Origin of the sequence: Mesorhizobium sp. M4B.F.Ca.ET.203.01.1.1 (genome assembly GCF_004791025.1) — a bacterium.
Taxonomy (GTDB): domain Bacteria; phylum Pseudomonadota; class Alphaproteobacteria; order Rhizobiales; family Rhizobiaceae; genus Mesorhizobium; species Mesorhizobium abyssinicae.
Genome location: NZ_SRUO01000007.1, coordinates 98,113 through 119,761 on the forward strand (window position 1 = coordinate 98,113; position 21,649 = coordinate 119,761).

At 64.6% G+C, this 21,649-nt stretch carries 16 protein-coding genes, 1 tRNA gene and 1 pseudogene; 9 read left to right on the forward strand and 9 right to left on the reverse strand.

The annotated features are described in order from the left end of the window. Positions 1–296 precede the first annotated feature (296 nt). Positions 297–2,183 carry an ABC transporter ATP-binding protein/permease gene (locus EN846_RS17205; RefSeq protein WP_187331310.1) on the forward strand — a complete coding sequence of 629 codons (1,887 nt, stop codon included), beginning with the start codon at positions 297–299 and terminating at the stop codon, positions 2,181–2,183. Between the two features lie 288 nt (positions 2,184–2,471). After that, positions 2,472–3,823: pseudogene (mgtE, locus tag EN846_RS17210) on the forward strand (magnesium transporter). Between the two features lie 59 nt (positions 3,824–3,882). Here mgtE and gor read toward each other — a convergent pair. From gor to rpiA, 3 genes are all read right to left on the reverse strand, one after another. After that, complete coding sequence (gene gor / locus EN846_RS17215; protein WP_127391627.1) at positions 3,883–5,271, reverse strand: glutathione-disulfide reductase; 1,389 nt, start codon at positions 5,269–5,271, stop codon at positions 3,883–3,885. 118 nt (positions 5,272–5,389) lie between these two features. Next, complete coding sequence (locus tag EN846_RS17220) at positions 5,390–6,001, reverse strand: DUF2059 domain-containing protein (protein WP_127391626.1); 612 nt, start codon at positions 5,999–6,001, stop codon at positions 5,390–5,392. Beyond that, positions 5,988–6,722 (reverse strand): ribose-5-phosphate isomerase RpiA, encoded by a 735-nt coding sequence (gene rpiA / locus EN846_RS17225; protein WP_348630783.1) that lies wholly within the window; start codon positions 6,720–6,722, stop codon positions 5,988–5,990. The genes EN846_RS17220 and rpiA overlap by 14 nt, the downstream gene beginning before the upstream one ends. A 164-nt stretch (positions 6,723–6,886) precedes the next feature. Here rpiA and EN846_RS17230 point away from each other — a divergent pair, with 164 nt between their 5' ends. The 3 genes from EN846_RS17230 (at position 6,887) to EN846_RS17240 (ending at position 8,916) form a co-directional block, all read left to right on the forward strand. Further along, positions 6,887–7,567: a phosphoglycolate phosphatase gene (locus EN846_RS17230; RefSeq protein ID WP_127286701.1), complete on the forward strand. Its 681-nt coding sequence runs from the start codon at positions 6,887–6,889 to the stop codon at positions 7,565–7,567. 129 nt (positions 7,568–7,696) lie between these two features. Beyond that, positions 7,697–7,771: transfer RNA gene (locus tag EN846_RS17235), tRNA-Val, on the forward strand. A 458-nt stretch (positions 7,772–8,229) separates the two neighbouring features. Continuing rightward, positions 8,230–8,916 carry a Crp/Fnr family transcriptional regulator gene (locus EN846_RS17240; RefSeq protein ID WP_127391624.1) on the forward strand — a complete coding sequence of 229 codons (687 nt, stop codon included), beginning with the start codon at positions 8,230–8,232 and terminating at the stop codon, positions 8,914–8,916. A gap of 29 nt (positions 8,917–8,945) precedes the next feature. Here the strand turns inward: EN846_RS17240 and EN846_RS17245 are convergent, their stop codons facing one another. After that, complete coding sequence (locus tag EN846_RS17245) at positions 8,946–13,196, reverse strand: cytochrome P450 (protein ID WP_127391623.1); 4,251 nt, start codon at positions 13,194–13,196, stop codon at positions 8,946–8,948. 129 nt (positions 13,197–13,325) lie between these two features. Next, positions 13,326–15,110: an adenylate/guanylate cyclase domain-containing protein gene (locus EN846_RS17250; protein WP_127391622.1), complete on the reverse strand. Its 1,785-nt coding sequence runs from the start codon at positions 15,108–15,110 to the stop codon at positions 13,326–13,328. 421 nt (positions 15,111–15,531) lie between these two features. On the opposite strand from EN846_RS17250, the gene EN846_RS17255 reads away from it, so the two are divergent. Beyond that, a complete protein-coding gene (locus EN846_RS17255) occupies positions 15,532–15,798 on the forward strand; it encodes a PepSY domain-containing protein (RefSeq protein ID WP_127283130.1) in 267 nt (88 codons plus the stop codon). A 177-nt stretch (positions 15,799–15,975) separates the two neighbouring features. Beyond that, on the forward strand, positions 15,976–16,413 hold the full coding sequence (locus EN846_RS17260) for a hypothetical protein (RefSeq protein ID WP_127283142.1): 438 nt from the start codon (positions 15,976–15,978) through the stop codon (positions 16,411–16,413). Positions 16,414–16,422: 9 nt separating this feature from the next. On the opposite strand, the gene EN846_RS17265 is transcribed toward EN846_RS17260, so the two are convergent. After that, positions 16,423–18,312: a murein L,D-transpeptidase gene (locus EN846_RS17265; RefSeq protein ID WP_128346618.1), complete on the reverse strand. Its 1,890-nt coding sequence runs from the start codon at positions 18,310–18,312 to the stop codon at positions 16,423–16,425. 408 nt (positions 18,313–18,720) lie between these two features. Here EN846_RS17265 and EN846_RS17270 point away from each other — a divergent pair, with 408 nt between their 5' ends. Then, entirely contained in the window at positions 18,721–19,122 is a 402-nt protein-coding gene (locus tag EN846_RS17270) for a rhodanese-like domain-containing protein (protein WP_127394087.1), read from the forward strand. A gap of 7 nt (positions 19,123–19,129) precedes the next feature. Here the strand turns inward: EN846_RS17270 and EN846_RS17275 are convergent, their stop codons facing one another. Continuing rightward, on the reverse strand, positions 19,130–20,041 hold the full coding sequence (locus EN846_RS17275) for an alpha/beta fold hydrolase (protein ID WP_128346617.1): 912 nt from the start codon (positions 20,039–20,041) through the stop codon (positions 19,130–19,132). A 47-nt stretch (positions 20,042–20,088) separates the two neighbouring features. On the opposite strand from EN846_RS17275, the gene EN846_RS17280 reads away from it, so the two are divergent. Continuing rightward, positions 20,089–20,541: a MarR family transcriptional regulator gene (locus EN846_RS17280; RefSeq protein ID WP_127283134.1), complete on the forward strand. Its 453-nt coding sequence runs from the start codon at positions 20,089–20,091 to the stop codon at positions 20,539–20,541. 66 nt (positions 20,542–20,607) lie between these two features. Here the strand turns inward: EN846_RS17280 and EN846_RS17285 are convergent, their stop codons facing one another. Continuing rightward, complete coding sequence (locus tag EN846_RS17285; protein ID WP_127391893.1) at positions 20,608–21,219, reverse strand: pyridoxamine 5'-phosphate oxidase family protein; 612 nt, start codon at positions 21,217–21,219, stop codon at positions 20,608–20,610. 74 nt (positions 21,220–21,293) lie between these two features. Beyond that, complete coding sequence (locus EN846_RS17290; RefSeq protein WP_127283136.1) at positions 21,294–21,647, reverse strand: DUF971 domain-containing protein; 354 nt, start codon at positions 21,645–21,647, stop codon at positions 21,294–21,296. Positions 21,648–21,649 lie beyond the last annotated feature (2 nt).

The window sequence follows — 21,649 nt, forward strand, 5'->3', positions numbered from 1 at the left end:
GGAAGGTCCTCCACTCGACATGAGTGAGCCGCAACTTATTGAAAGAAAGGGAAATATCCCGTTTGAGCACGACCGTATCGCGGTGCGATCTGTTGCGCAGGGGCAACGGCTCGTGTGGCGGTTCACATTCGCCGACACAAAATTAATGGAAAATGATCAATTGGTGTTACTATCCGTAACAAAATTAAAAAGGTTTGGGCGGGATCGTGATTCGGGTTGGCAGACCGAGACGTTCAATATCGGAGAAAAGTGCTAGCGACGCCAGAAGGCAGCCGCCCCTGACCCCGGTGTCGTCGATGCGAACCTTCTGGGGACTGATGCGAGCCTACTGGTTCTCGGATCGCTGGAAGGAAGCCTGGACCCTCACCCTCGTCATCGCGCTGCTCACGGCGTTGTCCAGCAAGTCCGGCGTGTGGTTCGCCGAAGCATCCGGCGAACTGGTCAATTCGATTGCTTTCTTCCACGATGCCGCAAATACCACCCCGCTGAAGACGCTGCTCACCAACGCCGGCATCCTCATTCTTATCGTCGTGCTCAAGGATGCAGGCTTCACCGGCATACGCAGCCTTGTTTCGGCAACGTTGCACCGCAAATGGCGCGGCTGGCTGGACGGCCGCTTCAACGAGGCGCTCCTCGATACCAATCACACGCATTTCCACGCCCAGCACGGTTCGTCCGACTCGCTGGCGCCCGACAACATCGACCAGCGGGTCCAGGAATCGATCAAGGACATGACCGGCGGAGCCATCGGCCTCGCCATGGGCGTGCTCGCCGTTGCCACCTCGCTTTACTTTGTCGGCCAGAAGCTGCTCGAGACCTCGGTCGAAGTGCGGGGACTGGAATTCCTCGGCAGCTACGGCAGCGCGGTCCTGGCTTTCCTGGCCGTCGCCATCTATGTGCCGTTGAATACCTGGATCGCGGTCAAGCTGGGCCGGCTGCTGGAACGTCTCAATGTGAGGATGCAGCAGTCGGAAGGCAGCTATCGCGGCGAGCTGACCACCTTCCTGCGCCGCAGTTTCCATGTCGCAGCGTCGCAGGGGGAGAATGTGCAGAAGACCATGCACAACCGGCTCTATGCCGATATCGACCGCAACTGGGCGCGGCTGAACATCGTCAACACCGGCTACAACTCGTTCGAGCTGATCTACAATTTCATCGGCGCCCGCATCGTCGCCTATGGCCCGGGCCTGGTGCCCTTCATCCACAATGGCTTCGATCTCAAGGGCTACATAACCGGCTCCGAGATGGTCAATGCGCTCATCGGCCAGTGCTCATGGTTCATCCATGTCATGCCGGCCATCGCGACGCTGCGGGCCAACAGCCAGCGCGTGACGGAACTGGCCAACGCCATCGAGAACGTGCAGCAGCCGCAGGAATTCTACCGGCAGACCGGCCGCTCCGACTTCAGCTATGCCGGCCAGAATCCCGTCTTCGGCCTGACCATCCAGAAGCTCGAGCTGGCGCATCAGGGCGAGGATGCGACGCCCTTCCTGAGCGCCGCGAACCTTCGCTTCCGGCGCGGCGAGTGGACCTTCCTCAAGGGCGAATCCGGCTGCGGCAAAACCTCGCTGATCAAGGCGATCAACGGTCTGTGGCCTTATGGCCGTGGCACCATCGTCTTCCCGGAAGGGGTCAAGAACTTCTACGCCGCCCAGGAGGTCAAGCTGCAGCAGGTGTCGCTCAAGCAGCTGGTCTGCCTGCCCGGCTCCGAACGCGACCACACCGATGCGCAGGTCGCATCGGCGCTGCACAAGGCAGGCCTTGGCGATTTCATCGAACACCTGGCCGACGAAAGCCGTGACGGGAAGAACTGGGACCAGGTGCTTTCGGGCGGCCAGAAGCAGAAGCTGGTGGTTGCCCGCATAGTGCTGCAGCAGCCGGGCCTTTTGTTCCTCGACGAGGCGACCGGCGCACTCGATCCAGAAGGCAAGGTCGCCTTCCACCAGGCGATCAAGGACAATTGTCCCGATGTCACGGTGATCAGCGTCATGCATGAGGCCGTGCCGCCGCGCTCGCTCACGGGCGCCGACTTCTACCACAGCGTGGTGGCGATCAGTGACGGCATCGCCACCAAGAAGCCGCTCGCGCCGAGCCTGCCGCGCGAACTCACCACCATCCTCGCGCAGCCCAGGCCGCCCGAGGACAAATGGCTGCGCTTCTCGCGCCGGCTGAAGCAGAAATAGCCTCGCTCCCCTCTCTTCGATCGGCCTCTGGCATCAGGCTGTTCCTTGGGCCGTTGAACGGCGATCACAGTGTCGCGATCTTGCCATTGGCCGCGGTTTTCCCGCGCCCTTGCGATTGACTCGGGCCGAGGCGCTCCTATGTTGCGCCGGCTCGCAGAATTCAAACCCGAACCCGCGAGCAGAAAGGTCAACCCGCCATGCCTGGCGACAGTCACAGTCGAACGCAATCGCCGTCCGCCTTGACGTGACCTGACGGCTCACGTCCTGCCGGACGGCAAGGAGTGAGCCATGAACGAATTCGTACCCGTCTTGGACGACGAAGCCATCGCCGTCGCCCGTGTCCTTGCCAACGACCACGTCGCCGACGTCGTCGAGGCGCTGAACCACGAACCACGCGAAACAGCCATCGAGCTGCTTTGCGCCGTGCCTTTCGAGCGCCTGGTCGAGATCTTCGACCAACCGCAACTCGAAAGCGCCCCGGAGCTCGTCGAAGCCCTGCCGCGCGCCAAGGCCAGCAAGCTCTTGACCGCCATGTCCGTCGACCGCGCGGCCGACATTTTGCGCGAGCTCGATGAGCCGGCCCGTTCCGAACTGCTCGGCGCGCTCGCGCCGCCGCTGCGCGCGACGCTGCTATCCATTCTGGGTTATCCGGAGGGCAGCGCCGCGTCGATCATGACGACGGAATTCGTCAGCGTGCCTTCGGACTGGACCGTCGGCCGCACCCTCGACTACATCCGCAAGGTCGAACGCACCCGCGAGACCGTCTACGCGATCTACATCGTCGATCCGGAGACGCACCTTCTGGTGCGCTCGACCGGACTGCGCCGTCTGATTACCGGCGAGCCCGACGATCCTATCCTGTCGGTGGCGCCGGATCGTGCGCCGGTGACCGTCACCCCCCTGACCGACCGAGAGACGCTGGCGCAGACGATCTCCAAATACGACCTGCTCGCCGTGCCGGTGGTCGATCATGGCAAGATCCTCGGCATCGTCACCATCGACGACATCATCGACACGATGGTCGAGGAGACGACCGAGGACGTGCATCGTTTCGGCGGCATGGAGGCGCTCGACGAGCCCTATATGAAGACATGATCCAGAAACGCGGCGGCTGGCTCTGCGCGCTGTTCATCAGCGAGATGCTGACCGCCAATGCCATGCAAAGCTATGAGGGCGAGTTGGAGAAGGCGATCGTGCTCACCCTCTTCATTCCGCTGATCATGAGTTCCGGGGGCAACTCCGGCTCGCAGGCGACGTCGCTGGTCATCCGGGCGCTGGCGCTGCGCGAGATCAGCCTTGGCGACTGGTGGCGGGTGGCGCTGCGCGAACTGCCGACCGGCCTGGTGCTCGGGGCGATCCTCGGCGTCGTCGGCATCTGCCGTATCACGCTGTGGCAGTATTTCGGCTTCTACGACTACGGCCCACACTGGGAACGGATTGCGGCCACGGTAGGCGCCGCGTTGGTCGGCATCGTCACCTTCGGCTCGCTCTCCGGCTCGATGCTGCCGTTCGCGCTGAAGCGCATCGGCTTCGATCCGGCCAGCGCCTCGGCGCCGTTCGTCGCCACGCTGGTCGACGTCACCGGCCTGGTGATCTACTTCTCGGTGGCGCTGGTGATCCTGCGCGGCACGCTGCTGTAGACCGCTAGCAAGGCCGTCGCCCACAGAATTGGTGGCGGCCTTGCGATATGCGCACGATCTCAGACGCGCTCGCCGTCCTTCACGCGGTAGGTCGGCTTGTACATGGTGACCAGCTCTTCCGCCGCCGTCGGGTGCACGGCCATGGTGCGGTCGAAATCTTCCTTGGTCAGTCCTGCTTTCAGTGGGATCCCCAGAAGCTGCGCCATCTCGCCGGCATCCGGCCCGAGGATATGGGCGCCGAGCACCTTCCGAGACGCGCCGTCTACCACCAGCTTCATCAGCATCTTCTCGTCGCGGCCGGAGAGCGTATGCCGCATCGGCCGAAAGCTGGCGCGGTAGATCTCGATGTCGGCAAAGCGTTTGACCGCCTCGTCCTCCGACAGGCCGACAGTGCCGATCTCCGGCTGCGAGAACACCGCCGTCGGGATTGTGTCATGGTCGGGCGCGGTCGGGTTGCCTTTGAAGGCGGTCTCGATGAAGCACATCGCCTCGTGAATCGCCACCGGCGTCAACTGCACGCGGTTGGTGACGTCGCCGATCGCCCAGATGTTGTCGATATTGGTGCGCGAATATTTGTCGACATTGATGGCGCCGGTCTTGCTGAGCTCGATGCCAACTCCCTCCAGGCCCATGTTCTCGGTGTTTGGGATGCGGCCGATGGCGAGCATCACCTGGTCGACGGTCAGCACCTTGCCGCCGGTGACGAGCGCGTCCAGGCGCCCATCCGGCCGCTTGCGCACCCATTCCGACACCGCATGGCACAGGATCCTGATGCCCTTCTTCTCCATCGTCTCGTGCAGCGTGCGCCTGAGGTCCATGTCGAAGCGGGAAAGGATCTCCTTGCCGCGATAGACCAGCGTGGTCTCGACGCCGAGCCCGTGGAAGATGTTGGCGAATTCGACGGCGATATAGCCGCCGCCCTCGACCATGATCGCCTTCGGCAATTGCTTGAGGTCGAAGGCTTCGTTGGAGAAGATGCAGTGCTCGTGGCCGACGAGGGCCGGATGTGGTGCCGGGCGCCCGCCGGTGGCGATCAGTATCTGGTCGGCGGTGACGGTGCGGTCGTCGCCGAGCAGATGCACCACATGTGGGTCGACCAGCATGGCGCGCGAATGGAACGTCTCGCCGCCGGCACCTTTCACATTCTTCTCGTAGATCGCTTCCAGCCGGGCGATCTCACGGTCCTTGTTGGCGACCAGCATCGGCCAGTCGAAGCTGGCCTCGGGCACCGTCCAGCCGTAACCGGCGGCATCTGCGAAATGCTCCGGAAACTGCGAGGCGTAGACGTAAAGCTTCTTCGGCACGCAGCCGCGGATGACGCAGGTGCCGCCATAGCGGTATTCCTCGGCGATGCCGACGCGCTTGCCGAGTGCGGCCGCGACACGGGCCGCCCGCACCCCGCCGGAGCCGCCGCCGATGACGAAAAGATCGTAGTCGTAAGCGGTCATCACGGAACTCCTGCAGAGAAAGGCCGAGGCACAGGTAGGCTGCCGGGCGGCAAAAGAAAAGCCCGGACAAAGCCGGGCTTTCTGGTCCAGCGGCCGTCATGCCGCCTGTAAAGGCAAATCAGTTCTGCGTGTTGTCGGCAGGCGCCTCGCCATCGGCCGGAGCGTCGCCATCGGCGGGGGCGGCAGGAGCGCTCGCATCGGCGGGCGCAGGCGCCGCCGGAGCGGCGGCCTTCGACGCGGCGGCAAGCGTTTCGCCGACCTGCTGGGCGAGATCGCGGGCCACGCCGTTCTGCCAGATGTCGGCTGCCTTGACGAGATCGCGCGTCACCGCAGGGCCGCTGTCGAGCAGCTTCTTGCCCGAATCGGAGCCGTAGAAGGTGGCGATGTCGTTGAGTTCCTTTTCGGAGAACACCTTGGCATAGGCAAGGGCGGCCTCCTTTTCGAGATCGGCGCGCCGCGCCGCCAGCGCCATCGCCTTTTCGGTAACGGTCTTGCCGATCAGTTCCTGCATGTCGGGGTTCTTCTGGATCAGCTGGTTCTCGAGCGCCGCCGCCGCCTGCGGCAGGATGTTGTCGAACGGGTCGGTGGCGTGGATCGCGGCAACCGCGGCCCGCGCGGCCTTGAGATGCGATTCGGAGACGTCCTGCGAAAACGCCGGCGAGGACAGCGCAAGGACAGCCGAAGCCGCCAGAGCGGCCGAGAAGCGGCGAACCCGGTTATGCAACATCATGGTCGATAGAACTCCCTGGTTTTCGGGCGGCATGGACGGTTTGGATGCCTTCGCCGCCGGCGATGATGGCCGCTGAAGCCAGCCCGATGAAAAGACCGTGCTCGACAACGCCTGGAATGGCATGGAGAGCATTCGAAAGCGCTCTTGTATCCGGAATGCGGCCAAAAGATGCATCGAGGATAAAATGGCCGCCGTCTGTAACAAAAGGCTGGCTCCCCGTCATCCTCAATGTAATCGGACCGGCAAGGCCGAGGCTCGCGGCCGCCGCGGTCACCGCGATCTCGGTCGCGCGCAGGCCGAACTTGTTGACTTCGATCGGCAGCGGAAAGCGGCCAAGCGTCTCCACCATCTTGGACTGGTCGGCAATCACGATCATGCGCGCGGAGGCAGCCGCGACGATCTTCTCGCGCAGCAGCGCGCCGCCGCCCCCCTTGATCAGGGTGAGCTCCGGGTCGACTTCGTCTGCGCCGTCGACGGTAAGGTCGAGCTCCGGGGTCTCCTCGAGCGTCGAGAGCGGCACGCCGAGTTCGCTGCAGAGTGCTGCGGTGCGCTCCGAGGTCGGCACGCCGATGATCCGGAGCCCGGTGGCGACCTTCTCGGCGAGCAGCCGCACGAACTCCTCGGCCGTCGACCCCGTGCCGATGCCGAGCCGCATGCCGTCGCTGACATGGCCAAGGGCGGACCGCGCGGCTTCGACCTTCAGTTGCCTGGCATCCATGATTGCACGTCGTCCCCGGGAAAGGCTGATTTGGGCGCTCCTAGCATTTTTGCCCGCGCGGTCAAAGGCCGCGCTTGTGCTTAAGGCCTGTGGATTGACCAAGCCGGCTTGCCTGATCGGGACGCAGGGGTTATCGCCTCTGGCGACGCAACCGTACAGGACTGCCCATGACCCGACCGATCATCGTGTTCGACCTCGACGGGACGCTGGTCGACACGGCGCCGGACCTGCTCGACAGCTTGAACCACAGCCTGGCGGCCAATGCGCTGGCGGCTGTCGACGAGGCCGGCTTCAAGCGCTTCGTCGGCCATGGCGGGCGGGTGATGATCGAGCGGGCGCATGCCGCGCAGCAGCGGGCGCTGGCGGTGGAGGAGCATGACCGGCTGCTGCAGCTGTTCCTCGACCACTACACGCTCAACATTCCCGGCAAGTCGCGCCCCTACCCCGGCGTTGTCGAGGCGCTCGACCGCTTCAAGGCCGCCGGTTATTTGCTGGCGATCTGCACCAACAAATACGAGGGCAATTCGGTGGCGCTGATCGGCGCGCTTGGCCTGGCGCGGTATTTCGCCGCGATCGCCGGCCAGGACACCTTCGCCTTCCGCAAGCCCGACCCGCGCCATCTCACCGAAACCATCAGGCTGGCCGGCGGCGACCCGCACCGCGCGGTGATGGTCGGCGATTCGCAGACCGACATCGATACCGCCAAGGCCGCCGGCATTCCGGTGGTGGCCGTCGATTTCGGCTACACCGAGCGCCATGTCAGGGAATTCGAGCCGTCGGCGGTGATCTCGCATTTCGACGCGCTGACGCTCGGCCTGGCCGAGCGGCTGATCGACGCCGCGGCCTGAGCAAAAACAAGGCCGTATCCGGTCCGCCGATCCCGCAATCGCGATCCTTCGGGGACCAGCGGCACATCGCTTGACTTCGGCAGCCTGCCTCCCTTATATCGCGGCTCGCTTGGCCTTCGGGCAACGAGCGGGCGATTAGCTCAGCGGGAGAGCACACCCTTCACACGGGTGGGGTCGCAGGTTCAATCCCTGCATCGCCCACCATCCAACCTGACGAAACGGTTGGATGGCTGGCCTTCACTGAATTGCACCGGCACTCTTGGGAAGCCCTTCACGCGACGGGCCGCCACCATGCCTGCGCGCGCCGGCAATCGCGTGGCCCGCCGCGATGTGACAGCCTTCACAGACCTTCAGCGGGTTCTCGCGCAACGTAAAGCGGCTCGGCCAACATATGTCGGCCAGCCGAGTGAAGTCTGCGCGATCTGGAAGGCAACCGGTCCAGGTAGGGATTTTCGATCGCCGGACGTTTCACAGTTGCCGTCCGCGCGCGTCACGGCTCCTCCCGCCGCGCGCGGACGGCCTTCCGCGCACTGCGCATCGGGCACCAGATGGGGGCAACGCCGCGCCATCTGACCGCGCAACTGCATGGATCAACGCCGGGGGCTTTGACGCCGTCCTTTGTTGCCGTAAACTTCGGCGAGGGCGGCAATCGGGACATCAACATGGCTTTCGCCAGCGCGAACGACAGGAACGACCTGCCGCGCCTGGCGCGGATCGATCCGCGCCAGTTCGAACTTCTGTTCAGCGGCTGCAAGGTCGAGCGCTATGCCGCCGGCCAGCACCTCTTCGTCCAGGAGGATGCCGCCGACCGCATCTACGGCGTCATGAGCGGCACTGTGGAGATCTCGATCTATTCGCCGGGCGGCCAGAAGCTGGTCGCCAATATCGAATTGTCGCGCAGCCTGGTCGGCGAGATCGGCGCGCTCGACGGACGCCCGCGCACGGCAACCGCCATCTGCCTCACCGCGTGCGAGCTGGTTTCGCTAAGCCGCGCGCAACTCTTTGATCGGATTGAGAAAAATCCCCCGCTTGCGCGCGCCATGATCGATTTGCTGTGCGCCCGGCTGCGCTGGGTCAGCGGCGAGCTCGGCGATCAGGCCTTCTTCGGCATCGAGGCCAGGCTGGCCAAGCGGCTGGTGTTCCTGGGCGGCGTGATGGCCGACGGGGACGGCTGGATACCGATCTCGCAATCGGAGCTGGGGGAGTTCCTTGGCGCGACGCGCGAGTCGGTCAACAAGACGCTGAACGACTGGCGCAGCCGCCGGATCATCGACATTAAGCGCGGCGGCCTGCGCATAACCGACGCCAGGGCGCTCAGTACCATTGCCGAATCGCAGGACGACGACTGAGGGCCTCATTTCGCCATTCGGCACCCGAATCAGAGCCGCGAGATCAGATAGCGCAGCGCGGATTTGCCGGGCATGAAGAAATAGCCCCCTCCCCGCGTGGTGACGAATTGCGGTATCCCTTTCAGCACCGTTACGCCTTCCCAGGACGGGATGGTGAACCTGCCGTCGCCGCTGCGCGAGCCGATCGTCGGATCCTTTTCGCCGACCAGCCCCTGGAACGAGGTCGATGAGACCCAGGTCTGCTGCATGAATTCGTACTGGCGCTCGATGTCCGCGTTGAGGCACATGAACAGCAGGCCCTTCTCGACCTTTGCACCCTTCCGGTCCTGCTTCTGGTAGGGGCGGCCGACGCGGATGATGCGGTGGCGCTTGCCGATCTGGGTCTGCGTCTCGCGGTCCTCGCCAAGCGAGTCGCGCGGATTGGAGCGGCGTATGTGGGCGCCGAGCGGGCAGCGGTGTCCCTGCGGATCCTCGACGCCGAGGGTGAAATCATTGTCGACGCCGCGTCCGGGGCGGCCGTCCGGGTTGCGCACCAGCGAGCTGCCGTCCGGCCAGCGGCCGAGCATCTTGGCGGCCACCCAGCGCGGCGTGATCGCCGGATTGCCGGTCTCGCCCGCTGCCTGCGCGGCGGCCGCCTTGCAGTAATCCTCGAAGCGTTCGACGTGCTGTTCGAACTGGCGCATCACGAGGAAGGAGCCGTTGCGGCCGAAATCGTGCGGCGGTGGCGGCTGTCCGGCGATCTGCCGGTTGCGGCGCACGGCCGACAGGATGCCGGAGCGGTCCTGCGCGGCCGGAACGGAGGGTGAAGCCGGATAGAAGCCGTGCTCGTCGCGATAGCCGAACAGGAATTCGCCGGGCGCGACCAGATGCATGGGTGCAGCACCCGCGTTGGCCCGCGCCGTGCCCCTGACGATCGGTTGCGAGACACCGTCGACGAAGCCGAAATGCTCGACCGCGCGCTTGCCTTCCCGCTTCACCGCGAGCGGCAGTTCCGAAACCAGCACCATCCCCGCGCCCGACGTCTTCTTCTTCAGCGAAGCAAGCTCGGTTTTCAGCATCTCGGGGCTTTCCGCATAGCAGACGACGACGGCGTGCACCGGTTTCTGCAGTGAACCCCACTGCCAATTGTCGGGAACGCTGTCGCCGAGATCGTCCAGGATACGGCTGCGTTCGGGATTGCCCATGCCGTGGCGAAAGGCGACGGGGAACGTGCCGAGCGGGTCGCCGTCGACGCCGCCGCCCAGTCCGAGGCGGCGAAGGCCGTCAGGGCCGAATGCCAGCGTCAAGGCGCGTTCGCGCGGCACGCCATCGCCAAAACTCGCGCGGGCAACGACGAATTCGAGCCAGGCCTTGCGGCTTGCCCTGGACAGGGTCTCCGGTATGGCGATCGCCAACATATGCGCATGCGCAAGCGCTCCGAACGGACCGAAGAAGATGGACTGGATCTCGCCGGTTTCGAGCTGCTGCTCGAGCGGCGGCGGGAAGGCCGAACTGATATTGGCCAGCAGCGAGGTTGTTTTCTGAACGGCGGTTCTTTCGGTCGCCAGCCGCGGCAGCGAACCGAACAGGCTCAGCCAGTCGCGCGCCTCGTTGTCGCTAGCCGAAGCGATGCCGCGCCTGATCCGGGAATTGATCCGGATGGCCGCGGTATTGAGCTCGCGGTAGGCCGAATACCAGAACAAGGTCGGCACCTGCTGCCGCCGTGCCCAGCGCTTGAACCGGTCGCCGTCGCGCGCGCCATCGAGGAAGAGCCAGCGCGTGCGCGGATAGCCCTCGGTGTTGCTCCACACACCGGTGAGCCCGGAAGCGGCCTTGGCGATGAAATCCTCCAGGTAGCTTTCCCAGCTGCCGCCATAGTTGGAGAAGAACATCAGCCTGTTGGTGCCTGGCAAAAGCACCCAGCGGGCGAAATGGATGGTGTTGATGGTGCCGAGGAAGCCTGGCCGGTACACTTTCCGGGCCGTGATCGAGATCAGATAGAAAGACAGCCTGAGCGCCAGCCGCCGCAGGAGTCCGGCCTTCATCGTCGAGATCGCCGTCATATGGTTTTGCGCGGCGCGATCCTCATGCACGATGATCTTGTCCAGCGCCTGCAGGTCGACCGGCGTGTTATGCGGACGGTCGATGTCTTCGAGGCGCCGCAAGGCGATGAAGCAGACGCCAAGCGCCACCGCGATCATCGCGATGAGCCCGAGCACGGCTAGCAGAAGCGCGGTGCCGGCAATGGCGATGGTGGCGAAGCTGAGACCGCTCGGATCGCCGAACACCAGCTTGTAGGTCAACTTCCAGGAGACGAGCACCACGACCGCGACGGCCACCAGCATTGGCGGCGCCAGCAGCGTGGTGGTGATGGCCCGCCACCATTTTCCGGGCGGGCTTTCGAGCAGGCTTTCAGCCGGCTGGAAAGCCCAGTCGAACCTGCCCAGCGAGCGCACGTGCCGGCGCGCCTCGGCGAGCACGGCGGCGGCGTCGCCATTGCCGGCGCGCGGCCGCTCGGCGATGTCGCGCACGATGCCGGCAAGCTCGGCTTCGGCCAGGATGCGGCGGACCGAATGACCCGGCGTGCCGGAAAACACCAGTCCTGCATTGCTGCCGAAGGATGGCGATATCTCGATATTGTGCTGGCGCAGGAAGTCGCTCAGCGCGCCGCCATCTGGCAGGCCGCAGACGTCCTTGAAGATCGGCCGCAGCCGGTGGCCGATGGCCTGGGAGACGGCATCGATGACCTCGCTGGCGCTGCCGTCGCCGGAGATTTCGAGAACCAGAGCGCCTTTCTCGACGCCGGAAGCGTCCTCGATTTCGCCGGTGCCGGCCACGGCGAGGCTGGTGAAGTGAATGGTGCCGGCGGTGTCGAGCGCGGCGCTCATCTCCTCGATGGCCGGATTGTCGAGCATGGCGACCTTGTCGCGGATGGCGTCCAGCGGCACGGACCGGACGACCGGACAGACCACTGTCACCATCGACTGATCGACGGTGTGGCAGAACGCCGGCTGCTCGAAATCGACCTTGAGGCTTTCCGGATAGGCGCCGATGTTGGTAAGGCGTCCGGCCCTGCCGCTGGCGCGGCGCAGCTTCTCCTTGCCGAACAGCGCGCGCAGGCTTTCGCCGATCTGGATCCTGGCGATCTCGGCGCCGATGCACAGATGGATGCCGTGCCCGAACACCAGATAGTCGCGATGCGGGCGCGTTGTGTCGAAATCGTTCGGGTTCTGCACCGCGTCAGGGTCGAACATCGCCGACAGTGTCGCCGGCATCACCACCGTTCCGGCCTTCACCAGCCGCTCGCGGCGCGTCCCCCTGGCGATGGTCGCGTCGCGCGAGGTATAGCGCCACGGGCCGACCCAGATCGGCTTGAAGCGCATGGCCTCCATGATCGCCCGGTCCAGCTTCGCCGTGTCGTTTTCGGCGAGCGCCGCGTCGATGGCCTGCCTGGCATCGGGCCGCGACAGGATGACGTCCAGGCAATTGCCGCCGGCCAGCACATTGGTCGGCACGAAGCCGGCGATCATGCCCAGCATGATCGAATGGATGTCCGGGCGCGACAGCCGGCCCTGGTCGAGCAAGGCGACAAGCCGCGCCAGCGGCTGGTCCTTCTGGCCCTTTTCCCTGATCGCGTCGATGGAGCGGTCGATGACCTTGATCAACCGATCGCCGCCGACAACGGCAAGCTCGCGCGTGGCTGGTTTGGCCGTAGGATCGGAAAAGAACAGCGCGCTCAAGGCGATCGCCCAGTCGGCGAACTCGGATTCGTCGTCGATCTCAAGCCCGAAATAGTCGCGGCAGATATGCACCGGCAGGAGCTTCAGCAGCCCGGCGATGGCGTCGAAGCCGGGGCTCGCGGCCGTCATGATGTCCCTGGAATGGCGCGCCGCGATCGGTCGAACCTTGGCCTCGACCTCGGCCGGCGGAAAGGCGCTCAGCACCGACGATTTCATCTGCCGGTAGGCGGCGCCGTCCTGCATGCCGAGGATGAAATTCGAGCCCCGCGCCAGCTCGGCCATCTCCGGTCCGTAAGGCGTCTCGAACTCGTCGCCGCGCTCCAATATGTCGCGAACGTCGGCATTCCTGGTGACGAGCAGGAAATTGCCGAAACCGAGGTTTGGCTTGAAGCGGCGCAGCAGCGCGAGGGCCCAGCGGGGATCGTTGAAGAAGAAGCCGGCGATGCGCGAAGCCAGGCCGTTGGTGCGCAGCCGTTCGATGTCGAAAGGCGGCATTTCCGACAGCGGTCGCTGGCTTTTCTGGGCTGCGCGGACCTTATCGAAATACTTTAACTTGATCATTCGCGTTCAAGCCCCCCGGCTGTCCACGTCATTGCGATACCGGCCGTCTCATGGCCTAGGTTTGCATCGTTCCGGCGTATGTGATTCTCTTCACAGTCATGACATCCAGCCACCAGCCGGTCCGCGAAATCACGTCGCAGACCGCGCCAGTTCGAAATTGGCAATGAGGAATTCATTGGCGGATTTGTCGGCGAACGGTATCCAGCGCACGCGCTGTTCGGAGAAATCCGGATGCCTTGTCTCGAAAATTGCCAGTTCGCGCCTGGCCTCATCGGCGCGGCCGCTGCGCATAAGCGCGCCGATCTTCAGATACCTGGCGTAGAAATAGCCTGGCGACAGGTTGAGCGAGCGGTCGGCCGTGGCGATCACGGCCGGCCAGTTCTCGACGAAACTGTAGGCGACCGCCAGTTCTCCCAGATTGTGGAACCGATAGAGGTCGAAGGGGCTCAGCCGCTCGGTGTCGAGGAAGAACGGTATCGCGTCGGCGGCGTCGCCGAGCAAAAGCTTGGCGCTGCCCATGGCCGAGCGCGCGAAGGCAAAGCTCGGGTTGATGTGCAGCGCTTCCTTCAGATGCTCGATCGCGGCCCGCGGCTGTCCCCGCATGATATCGATGACGCCGAGATGGGCGTGCGGACGCGCATCCAGGCTGTCCATCAGCAAGGCCTTGCGCGCGTACTGCTGGACCTTGTCGAGGTCGTCGCTGTCGCCGAAACGCAGCCACGCCCGCCAAAAATACCACCATGCCAGCTCGTTCAGCACGGCGCTGGAATTGGGGTCCTCACGATAGGCCTTTTCGAAGAAATCCAGGGCGATCTCGGTATCGCCGCGCGTGCGCCGGTTCATGTGCCAGCGACCGCGCCGCACCAATTGCCAGGTCTCGAGGCTTTCCCACGGCACCTGGAAGGTGCGCGCCTGTTCGGCCCGGTCGACTTCCTTGTCGAGCATCGAGACGATCTCGCTGCCGATCTGGTCGCGCAGCTTGAAGATGTCGACGAGGTCGCGGTCGAAGCGCTGCGACCAGACCAGACGTCCATTCGACGTATCGGCCAGCGAAGTGTTGAGCCGGATCTGCCCGCCATTGCGCGTCAGCGTGCCACTGACGATGTAGCGCGCGCCGAGCGCATTGCCGATCACCCGGGTTCCCAGGCTGTCGTCGCGGAACTGGAAGCTGGAACTCTTGGCGATCACCGAAAGCCACCTCGTATTCGAGAGGCCGTAGATGATATCCTCGGCGATGCCATCGGCCATGTAGCCGACATCGCGCTCGCCGCCATTGCCTGCGAAAGGCAGCACGGCGATCGCTGGCGGGCCCTTGGGCGGCGCCTTTTGCGGGCTGAAGGCGGGAGAAATGGCAGCGAGCGGCGCCGACGGCGACGCTCCGCTGCCGCCGCCGCGGCCGGCTATCAGGACGCGCACCGGCAAGGCGATGTTCTTCAGCATGAATTCGCCGAGATCGGTGAACTCGGCGGCTGTCTTGTCCTTCACGTGGTGCCATGTCGTCTCCGAGATGGCCAGCCCGTCATGCGGCGCGAACTCCTGCAGCCTGGCGGCGATGTTGACGTCGTCGCCGTAGAGCCTCCCCTCGCGCACGATGACGTCGCCGGTGTTGATGCCGGCCCGGAACGGCATGCGCATGTCCTCGGCCACGGATGCATTGAGCGCGACGACCCTGCCCTGGAAATCGAAGGCGGCGCGCAGGGCCTCGATCGGGTTGCCGAATTCGGCCATGATGCTGTCGCCGGCATCGCCGAAGGTACGGCCGCCGAACGCGGCGCAACTGTCGGCGATGATGTCGCGCCGCTCCTCGAAGGCGGCGACGGCCAGCTCGTCGTCGATGCCCATCAATCGCGAGAATCCGACGGCGTCGATAGAAATGATGGTCGCCAGCTGACGGGTGTAGTTCCGTTCAGCCATGGTCAAAGCCCCCGGTCCCTGCTTGCGGTCCAGCACGGGCGACTTCCGCTTTGTTGAACACTTCGCCGTTTGCCGACGGAAAATCCTCGGCAGGCTCGGCGCGCCGTTGCCACCCTGTTATGTCGGCAAGTCTAACAGGGTCTTCGCAAAAGCTCTACCACGATCCGCTAATAGAACGCAGCGCGCGACCGGCTGCATGGTTAGCCGTTTGTTACTCAAGTTCTGCCTCGCGAATTTTCGCTTACGTATTGAAATATCATCGGTTTATATGTTTCAAACGTGGCGAAAGCACATCGACGACGGCGCCGCCCCGCGGTCCGCCATGCCGACCTGGAACAGGCGTTGTGCTCACTGGCGGAACCAACCGGGACGCGAGCGAGTTCCTTACGGCACACATGCGAGCACGAGATGAGGGGCTATCATGCGTACTGTTGTTTTGGCGACCGGCCTTACTGTTCTTCTCCTCGGTGGGCCGGCCTTCGCGGCCGATGCAAAGCCGCTGCCGCCGCCCAATGCCAAGAAACTGTCGGAAATCCTTGCCAAGGTCGAGCAACGCGCCGACTTCCGCTATGTGAAGGAAGTCGACTGGGACGATGGTGTCTACACCGTCACCTATTACACGACCGACCGGGCGAAGGTCGAAATCGCCTATGATCCGGTGACCGCCGAACCCAGCGAGGCCCGATAGAGGCGCGCTCGCGGCGCCCGCTCGGCCATCCGTACAGGGCGACCCTCCCGATCGCGGCGAACGCGAGCGCGAGCGCCGCCCCTTGCGTCGAACCGTCTTTGATGGCTGACTGCTGCTCCACGATTGCGGGCACGGGGGTGCGGGGCAGTGGTAAAACACGTATTGAAGCGCGTCCTGATGATGCTTGCCGGCTATCTGGTCGCGGTGCTTGTCGGGCTGATCGCGGTGGCGGCGATCTATGGGATACTCAGTTCGCTGCCCAACGCGCCAGCCTATTTCGACCTCATGGGCGTCAGTCCGATCGCGGTCCTGCTGGTGCCGCCGCTCGGCATGTTCGTCTACTTCCTGACGATCATCCTGACCTGGATGCAAACCCTCGTCTTCGCGCTGATCGCAGAGTTCTTTTCGTTGCGCAGCTTCCTGCTGCACATGGTCTTCGGCGCCATCGCGGCGGCGGCGGGTTTCGCGCTGATCTGGCCGGACGCGCCGGAGAGTCCGGAGCGCTGGGCCGACACGGGCATCATCGCCGCCGCCGGCTCGGTTGCCGGCCTGATCTACTGGCTGATCGCCGGGCGCGACGCCGGCTTCAGGCGTCCGCTTTTCGAGCGTGCCTGAGGGTGCCGACTAGCTCGCCGGAGACCGCACTGCCTCGGTCGCGTCGAGCGCCTGCATCAGCCGCGTGTCGCGATCATAGACGTCGTCGAAGTATTCGACATTGCCGGCCAGGTCGGGCCACGCGGTGAAATAGGCGACATAGACCGGGATGGTGCGGGTCACCTTTTCGGTCGAATGCCCGTGCTTCAGCTTCTCGGCGACATAGTCGACCGAGGTACCGAGCACCGCCGCCGCCATGCCGCGCGGGTCCTGCAGGCGCACGCAGCCATGGCTCAGCGCCCGCATGTCGCGCTCGAAGAAGGACTTCTGCGGCGTGTCGTGCATGTAGATGGCATGCTTGTTGGGGAACAGGATCTTCAGCTCGCCCAGAGCATTGGCCTCGCTCGGCTGCTGGCGCACGCTGTAGGGAATGTTGGCGCCGTAGGCGCCCCAATTGACCGCCGATGACGGCACGCGCCGCCCGCTCGAATCAGTCACCTCGTAGCCGGCGCGGTCGAGATAGCCGGGATCGTTGCGCAGCCTGGGCAGCATCTCGTTGACGATGATCGACTGCGGCACACCCCAATAGGGATGGAAATCGACCTGCTCGATCTGGTCGTAGAAGAAAGCGGTCTGGTTGGTGACCTTGCCGACGACGACGCGGGTCTTCAGCTTCTCTTCGCCATTGTCGATGTAGCTGGCGGTGAAGGCCGGTTGGTTGATGAAGACGCGCGGACTACCGAGGTCGGAAGGCAGCCAGCGCAGTTCTTCCAGCGCGACCTTGACCTTGGTGACCTTGTCGGCCTTGGAGGTTCCGGCCAGCGAAGCGACCGTGCGCGGCCCGATGACGCCGTCGCCCTTCATGCCGGCCCGCTTCTGCACCGCCTTGATGACCGGCACCAGCTCTGGATCGTAGAGTTCGCTCTTGCCCAGCCTGGCGAGGACGTCGCCATAGTCGCCGCCCATCTCGTCGTCGAGGTTGCGCGCGATCAGCGTCAAAAGCTTCGGCAGTTCGGGGCTGCTCTCGCCGGGCTTCAGCAACAGCTTGGGATCGACGACGATCTCGTTCTCCTCGCTCGCCTGCAGCGCTTCCAGCTCGACGCGCAGCGCCTGATACTCCGGGTTCTGCGGGTGTCGCGATTCCAGATAAGTGCGCACCTCCTGCGTATGCGCCAGCGTCTTCAGAACGCCTTCCATGTCCAGCGGCTTGGCCGGGAAATCATAGTAGCCGGTCATGCGATTGGGTTCGACGCGGCCGCTCTGGGCATCATGGGCATAGCGCAGCACGCGCGCCGACAGCGCCATCTCGAAGCGGACGAGCTCCTTCAGGCGCTCGTTCGCGCTGGCCGGGGATGACGCGGCTGGAACGTCGACCGTATAGTCGGCGGGCGTCAGGCCGTAGCTCGCCGCCTCGCCAAGTACCCGCACCGCATCCTGCGCGCGGCTGTTCGGAGCTGTATCCGTCACCCAGATGAAATCCGGGTTGGCCGAGTAATAAGCGATCAGCGCCTTGGCGATGTAGGGCTCGGCATAAAGCTCATAGTCTCCGAGTCCGGCGATCGCCTCATGGAAGGCATTGCCGGTCACCGACGGCACGAAGGCTGCGTCCTGTGGCTTCTCCGGCTCCGTTGCCGCTGCCGGCGCCGGCGACGACGTCAGCGCGGCGAAGTCGACACGCACCAGACGGTCGGCCTTGTAGGTGTAGTAGGACGGGCTGCTGATCTTGGAGCCGCCGCCACCCGGCACCTTGTTGGGCTTCGGCTTGGGCGGCGGCGGGAATTCGCCTTGCGGGTTATGCCGGACGCCGCCACCGAACAGCATGTCGAACAGGCCCTGTGCGCTCGCCTGCGGCATGCCGAGGCTCAGCGCCGCAGCGACCGCAAGCGGCATCACCGTGGCCTTGTTTCCGAAAATTCTCATGATCACCCGCTCCGGTTGTGAACCGGCTCCCGTTCCGCGCCGCTAGACGGTCACGCCCACCGCATGGCGGATGTAAGGCGCGATTATACCGATTCATACCGATTTCGTTAAGCTTCCATAAATTTCGGCGCGCCTGTTGCAGAACAGTTTCACAAGTTTGTGACGGCCTTGGGCGAACCGGCTTTGGCCTGTACCGGTTGCATCGGGCGCTGGCGCAGCAGTCCGTGATCGAGGCGGCGCCGGCGACGAATCAGCCCCCGGTCCGGCTCCGCCGGGGGACGATGCCGGACGGTTGTGGAGACGGCCGGGCGATGGAGGCATAGGCGCATCGCCGGCCTCGGCGCGGCGTGACAAACGTCGGCCGTTGTGCTGGAAATCCTCAAGACCAGCCTCGAGAGGTATGCGCCGGTGAAAAAGGGATATCGACAACTGCTCGATGAGGCCAATGCCGAGATCGAGGTGGTTTCGCCGGAGGAAGCGGCGGGGCTGATCGAGGACGAGGATACGATCTTCGTCGACCTGCGCGATCCGCGCGAAGTCGAGCGCGACGGCAGGATACCAGGCGCCAGGCATGTGACGCGCGGCATGCTGGAATTCTGGATCGATCCGGAAAGCCCCTACCACAAGCCGTTCTTCGCCTCGGGCAAGAGTTTTGTCTTCTTCTGCGCCGGCGGCTGGCGCTCGGCCCTGGCCACCAAGACGGCGCAGGACATGGGGCTTTCACCGGTCAAGCACATCCTCGGCGGTTTCACCGCCTGGAAAGCGGCCGGGCTGCCGGTCGAGCCCGGGCAGAAGAAGAATGCCGACTGACCGCGCTTCAATGCATGAGCGTCGATTCGCCATGCCCGATCGCGAAGCGGACGGCGTGTTCGACCACGCCCTTGTCGGCGAGGATGCGGCGATGGCCGAGCCCGTCGGCCCAATGCAGGCTGACGTGATCGCCGGCGCCGGCATAGCGCGTGGCATGGTCGGCCGAGACCTCGCGGTCGTCGGGCGCATGGATGACCAGCGTCGGCACCAGCGCTTCCGCTAGCTGGCGGTCGCCGGTGAATTCGCCGAGCGGCCTGCCGGAGAGCTTTTCGACGCGGTCGGCCATGGCAAGCTGCGAACGCGGACCGACATTGAGCATGCGGCTGAAGTCGGCGAAGATCGCCGGCAAGGAACTCGGCGCCGCGATCAGCACCAGCCTGTCGGCGGCAACGGGCTGGATGCCCCTGACGGAACCGGCGACGGCGTTGGCGGCAACGGCGCCGCCGAAGGAATGGCCGACGATCGCACTGAATGGCCCGAACCATTCGCCGGCGACCTTCGCCGCCTCGACCGCATTGACCATGTTCAGGCGGCGGCCCTGCGACTGGCCGTGGCCCGGCAGGTCGAGCGAGACGACCCTGTAGCCCGCCCGGCGATAGCCTTCGATCAGCGTGCGCATGTATTCGGTGCGCGAGCGCCAGCCATGGATGACGAGCACGGTGCCGGCGGCCGCCCTGCCGGGCTCGGATCGGAATTCATGCACCATGACGCAGCCGGTCTTCGTTTTCAGCCGGTGATGGCGCGCCTCGGTCATGAAGGCCGCAGCCCGGTCTACGGCGCGGCGTTCGCCGTCGCTGAGGGCTTTCACATTGGGCGTGCGGCAGAACAATTCGAACGCGGCCCGGCCGCTGAGGCGGGGCGCCACATGCTCGGCCGCGCCGAACACGCCCCGGATGACCTTCAGTCCAAATGATGCCATAGTGGCGATCCATCCATTCGTTCAAGCATGAACATAATAGTTCAAACATGAACATTAAACAAGACCTGCCCTGGGACAACCCGCGCTTTCGCAACTGGGTCGCGGTGGCGCGTGCCTGCCATGTGGTGGAGCGCACGCTGGCAGTGAAGCTGGTGCCGCTGGATCTCAAGCCGGCGCAGCTCGACGTGCTGATGAACCTCTACCGCCATCCCGGCATGTCGCAGCATGACCTAGCCCGCAAGCTCTTGGTCGGCCGTTCCAACATCACCATGCTGCTGCCGCAACTGGAAACCCGCGGCTTGCTGCGCCGCGAGGGCGACGAGAAGGACAAGCGCGTGCTCAGGCTCAGCCTGACCGTGGAAGGCGAAGCCCTGCTGATGCAGGCGCTGAAGGTTCACATGGCGCTGATCGAGAAGGCTATGAGCCAGTCGACTGCGGAGCAGTGCGACATGATCGGCGAGCAGATGCGCAAGATCGCCGATGTGCTGAAGGAAGCCTGAGCGCCGGGCGCTCTCCAGGAGTGTTGAGATTCAGGTCAGGCCGGCCTCACCTGAATAGCAACGCACCTACCACATCGTCTTCTTTGCCCGCTCTGGCCATTCCTTGTCATAGGTCTCGCCGTCGATGCTCTGGCGGCTGGTGACCTCGAGGATCCGGCCGGGCGTCGGCAGCGATTTCGGATCGACATGTTTCGCCGGGTTCCAGAGCTCCGACCGGACGATGGCGCGGGCGCACTGGAAATAGACCGAATCGACCGCAATCACCGTGACCGAACGCGCCGGCTTGCCGTCTACGGTGAACGAGGCGCAGACCTCGGCGTCGGTGGTGATATGAGCACGGCCGTTGACGCGCAGCGTGGTGCCGGACCCCGGCACCAGAAACAGCAGGCCGACGCGCGGATCGCGCAGGATGTTCTTCAGCGAATCGGCGCGATTGTTGCCGCGGCGGTCCGGCATCATCAGTGTCTTCGGATCGTGGATGCGCACGAAGCCGCCGAGGTCGCCGCGCGGCGAGCAGTCGAGCCCCTCCGGCCCGGCGGTCGCCAGTGCGGCGAAGGGCGAGGTCTCGATGAAGGCGGCGTATTCGGGAATGATGTGGTCGAGTTCCTTGACGATCGAGGCTTCGCCCGGAATGCCGTAGAGCGCTTCAAGCTGTTCGACTGATGTGATGACAGACATCTGTTTCGTCTCCGAACCTTTGCCGGCGCTACTCCACATCCATGACGCCTTGACGACAAGGCGGATGGCAAGACCTAACGGTCGCGACCGAGGCCTTTCTCGGTCAATTCGGCGAGATAGGCATTCCAGCGCGCCTCCTTCTCGTGACCAAGCGCATGCAGGTAGTTCCACGTGTAGATGCCGGTGTCGTGGAAGTCGTCGAAAGTGATGCGCACCGCATAATTGCCGACCGGCTCGATCTTGAGGATGGCGACATTGCGCTTGCCGGGCACGGTGACGCGCTGCTCCGGCGAATGGCCCTGCACTTCCGCCGAGGGCGACAGCACGCGCAGCAGCTCGGCCGGCAATTCGAACGGATGATGGTCCGGAAAGGTGACGGTAAGCAGCTTGCGGTCCTTCGAGACCCGGAGTTCCTTCGGCGCTGTCATGC

What these genes read in the sequence shown, in the direction of transcription:
- EN846_RS17205 (WP_187331310.1), top strand. Translation starts at nt 297, where the DNA reads ATGCGAACCTTCTGGGGACTGATGCGAGCCTACTGGTTCTCGGATCGC.
- gor (WP_127391627.1), bottom strand. Translation starts at nt 5,271, where the DNA reads ATGACCGCTTACGACTACGATCTTTTCGTCATCGGCGGCGGCTCCGGC.
- EN846_RS17220 (WP_127391626.1), bottom strand. Translation starts at nt 6,001, where the DNA reads ATGATGTTGCATAACCGGGTTCGCCGCTTCTCGGCCGCTCTGGCGGCT.
- EN846_RS17230 (WP_127286701.1), top strand. Translation starts at nt 6,887, where the DNA reads ATGACCCGACCGATCATCGTGTTCGACCTCGACGGGACGCTGGTCGAC.
- EN846_RS17240 (WP_127391624.1), top strand. Translation starts at nt 8,230, where the DNA reads ATGGCTTTCGCCAGCGCGAACGACAGGAACGACCTGCCGCGCCTGGCG.
- EN846_RS17245 (WP_127391623.1), bottom strand. Translation starts at nt 13,196, where the DNA reads ATGATCAAGTTAAAGTATTTCGATAAGGTCCGCGCAGCCCAGAAAAGC.
- EN846_RS17250 (WP_127391622.1), bottom strand. Translation starts at nt 15,110, where the DNA reads ATGGCTGAACGGAACTACACCCGTCAGCTGGCGACCATCATTTCTATC.
- EN846_RS17255 (WP_127283130.1), top strand. Translation starts at nt 15,532, where the DNA reads ATGCGTACTGTTGTTTTGGCGACCGGCCTTACTGTTCTTCTCCTCGGT.
- EN846_RS17260 (WP_127283142.1), top strand. Translation starts at nt 15,976, where the DNA reads ATGATGCTTGCCGGCTATCTGGTCGCGGTGCTTGTCGGGCTGATCGCG.
- EN846_RS17265 (WP_128346618.1), bottom strand. Translation starts at nt 18,312, where the DNA reads ATGAGAATTTTCGGAAACAAGGCCACGGTGATGCCGCTTGCGGTCGCT.
- EN846_RS17275 (WP_128346617.1), bottom strand. Translation starts at nt 20,041, where the DNA reads ATGGCATCATTTGGACTGAAGGTCATCCGGGGCGTGTTCGGCGCGGCC.
- EN846_RS17280 (WP_127283134.1), top strand. Translation starts at nt 20,089, where the DNA reads ATGAACATTAAACAAGACCTGCCCTGGGACAACCCGCGCTTTCGCAAC.
- EN846_RS17285 (WP_127391893.1), bottom strand. Translation starts at nt 21,219, where the DNA reads ATGTCTGTCATCACATCAGTCGAACAGCTTGAAGCGCTCTACGGCATT.
- EN846_RS17290 (WP_127283136.1), bottom strand. Translation starts at nt 21,647, where the DNA reads ATGACAGCGCCGAAGGAACTCCGGGTCTCGAAGGACCGCAAGCTGCTT.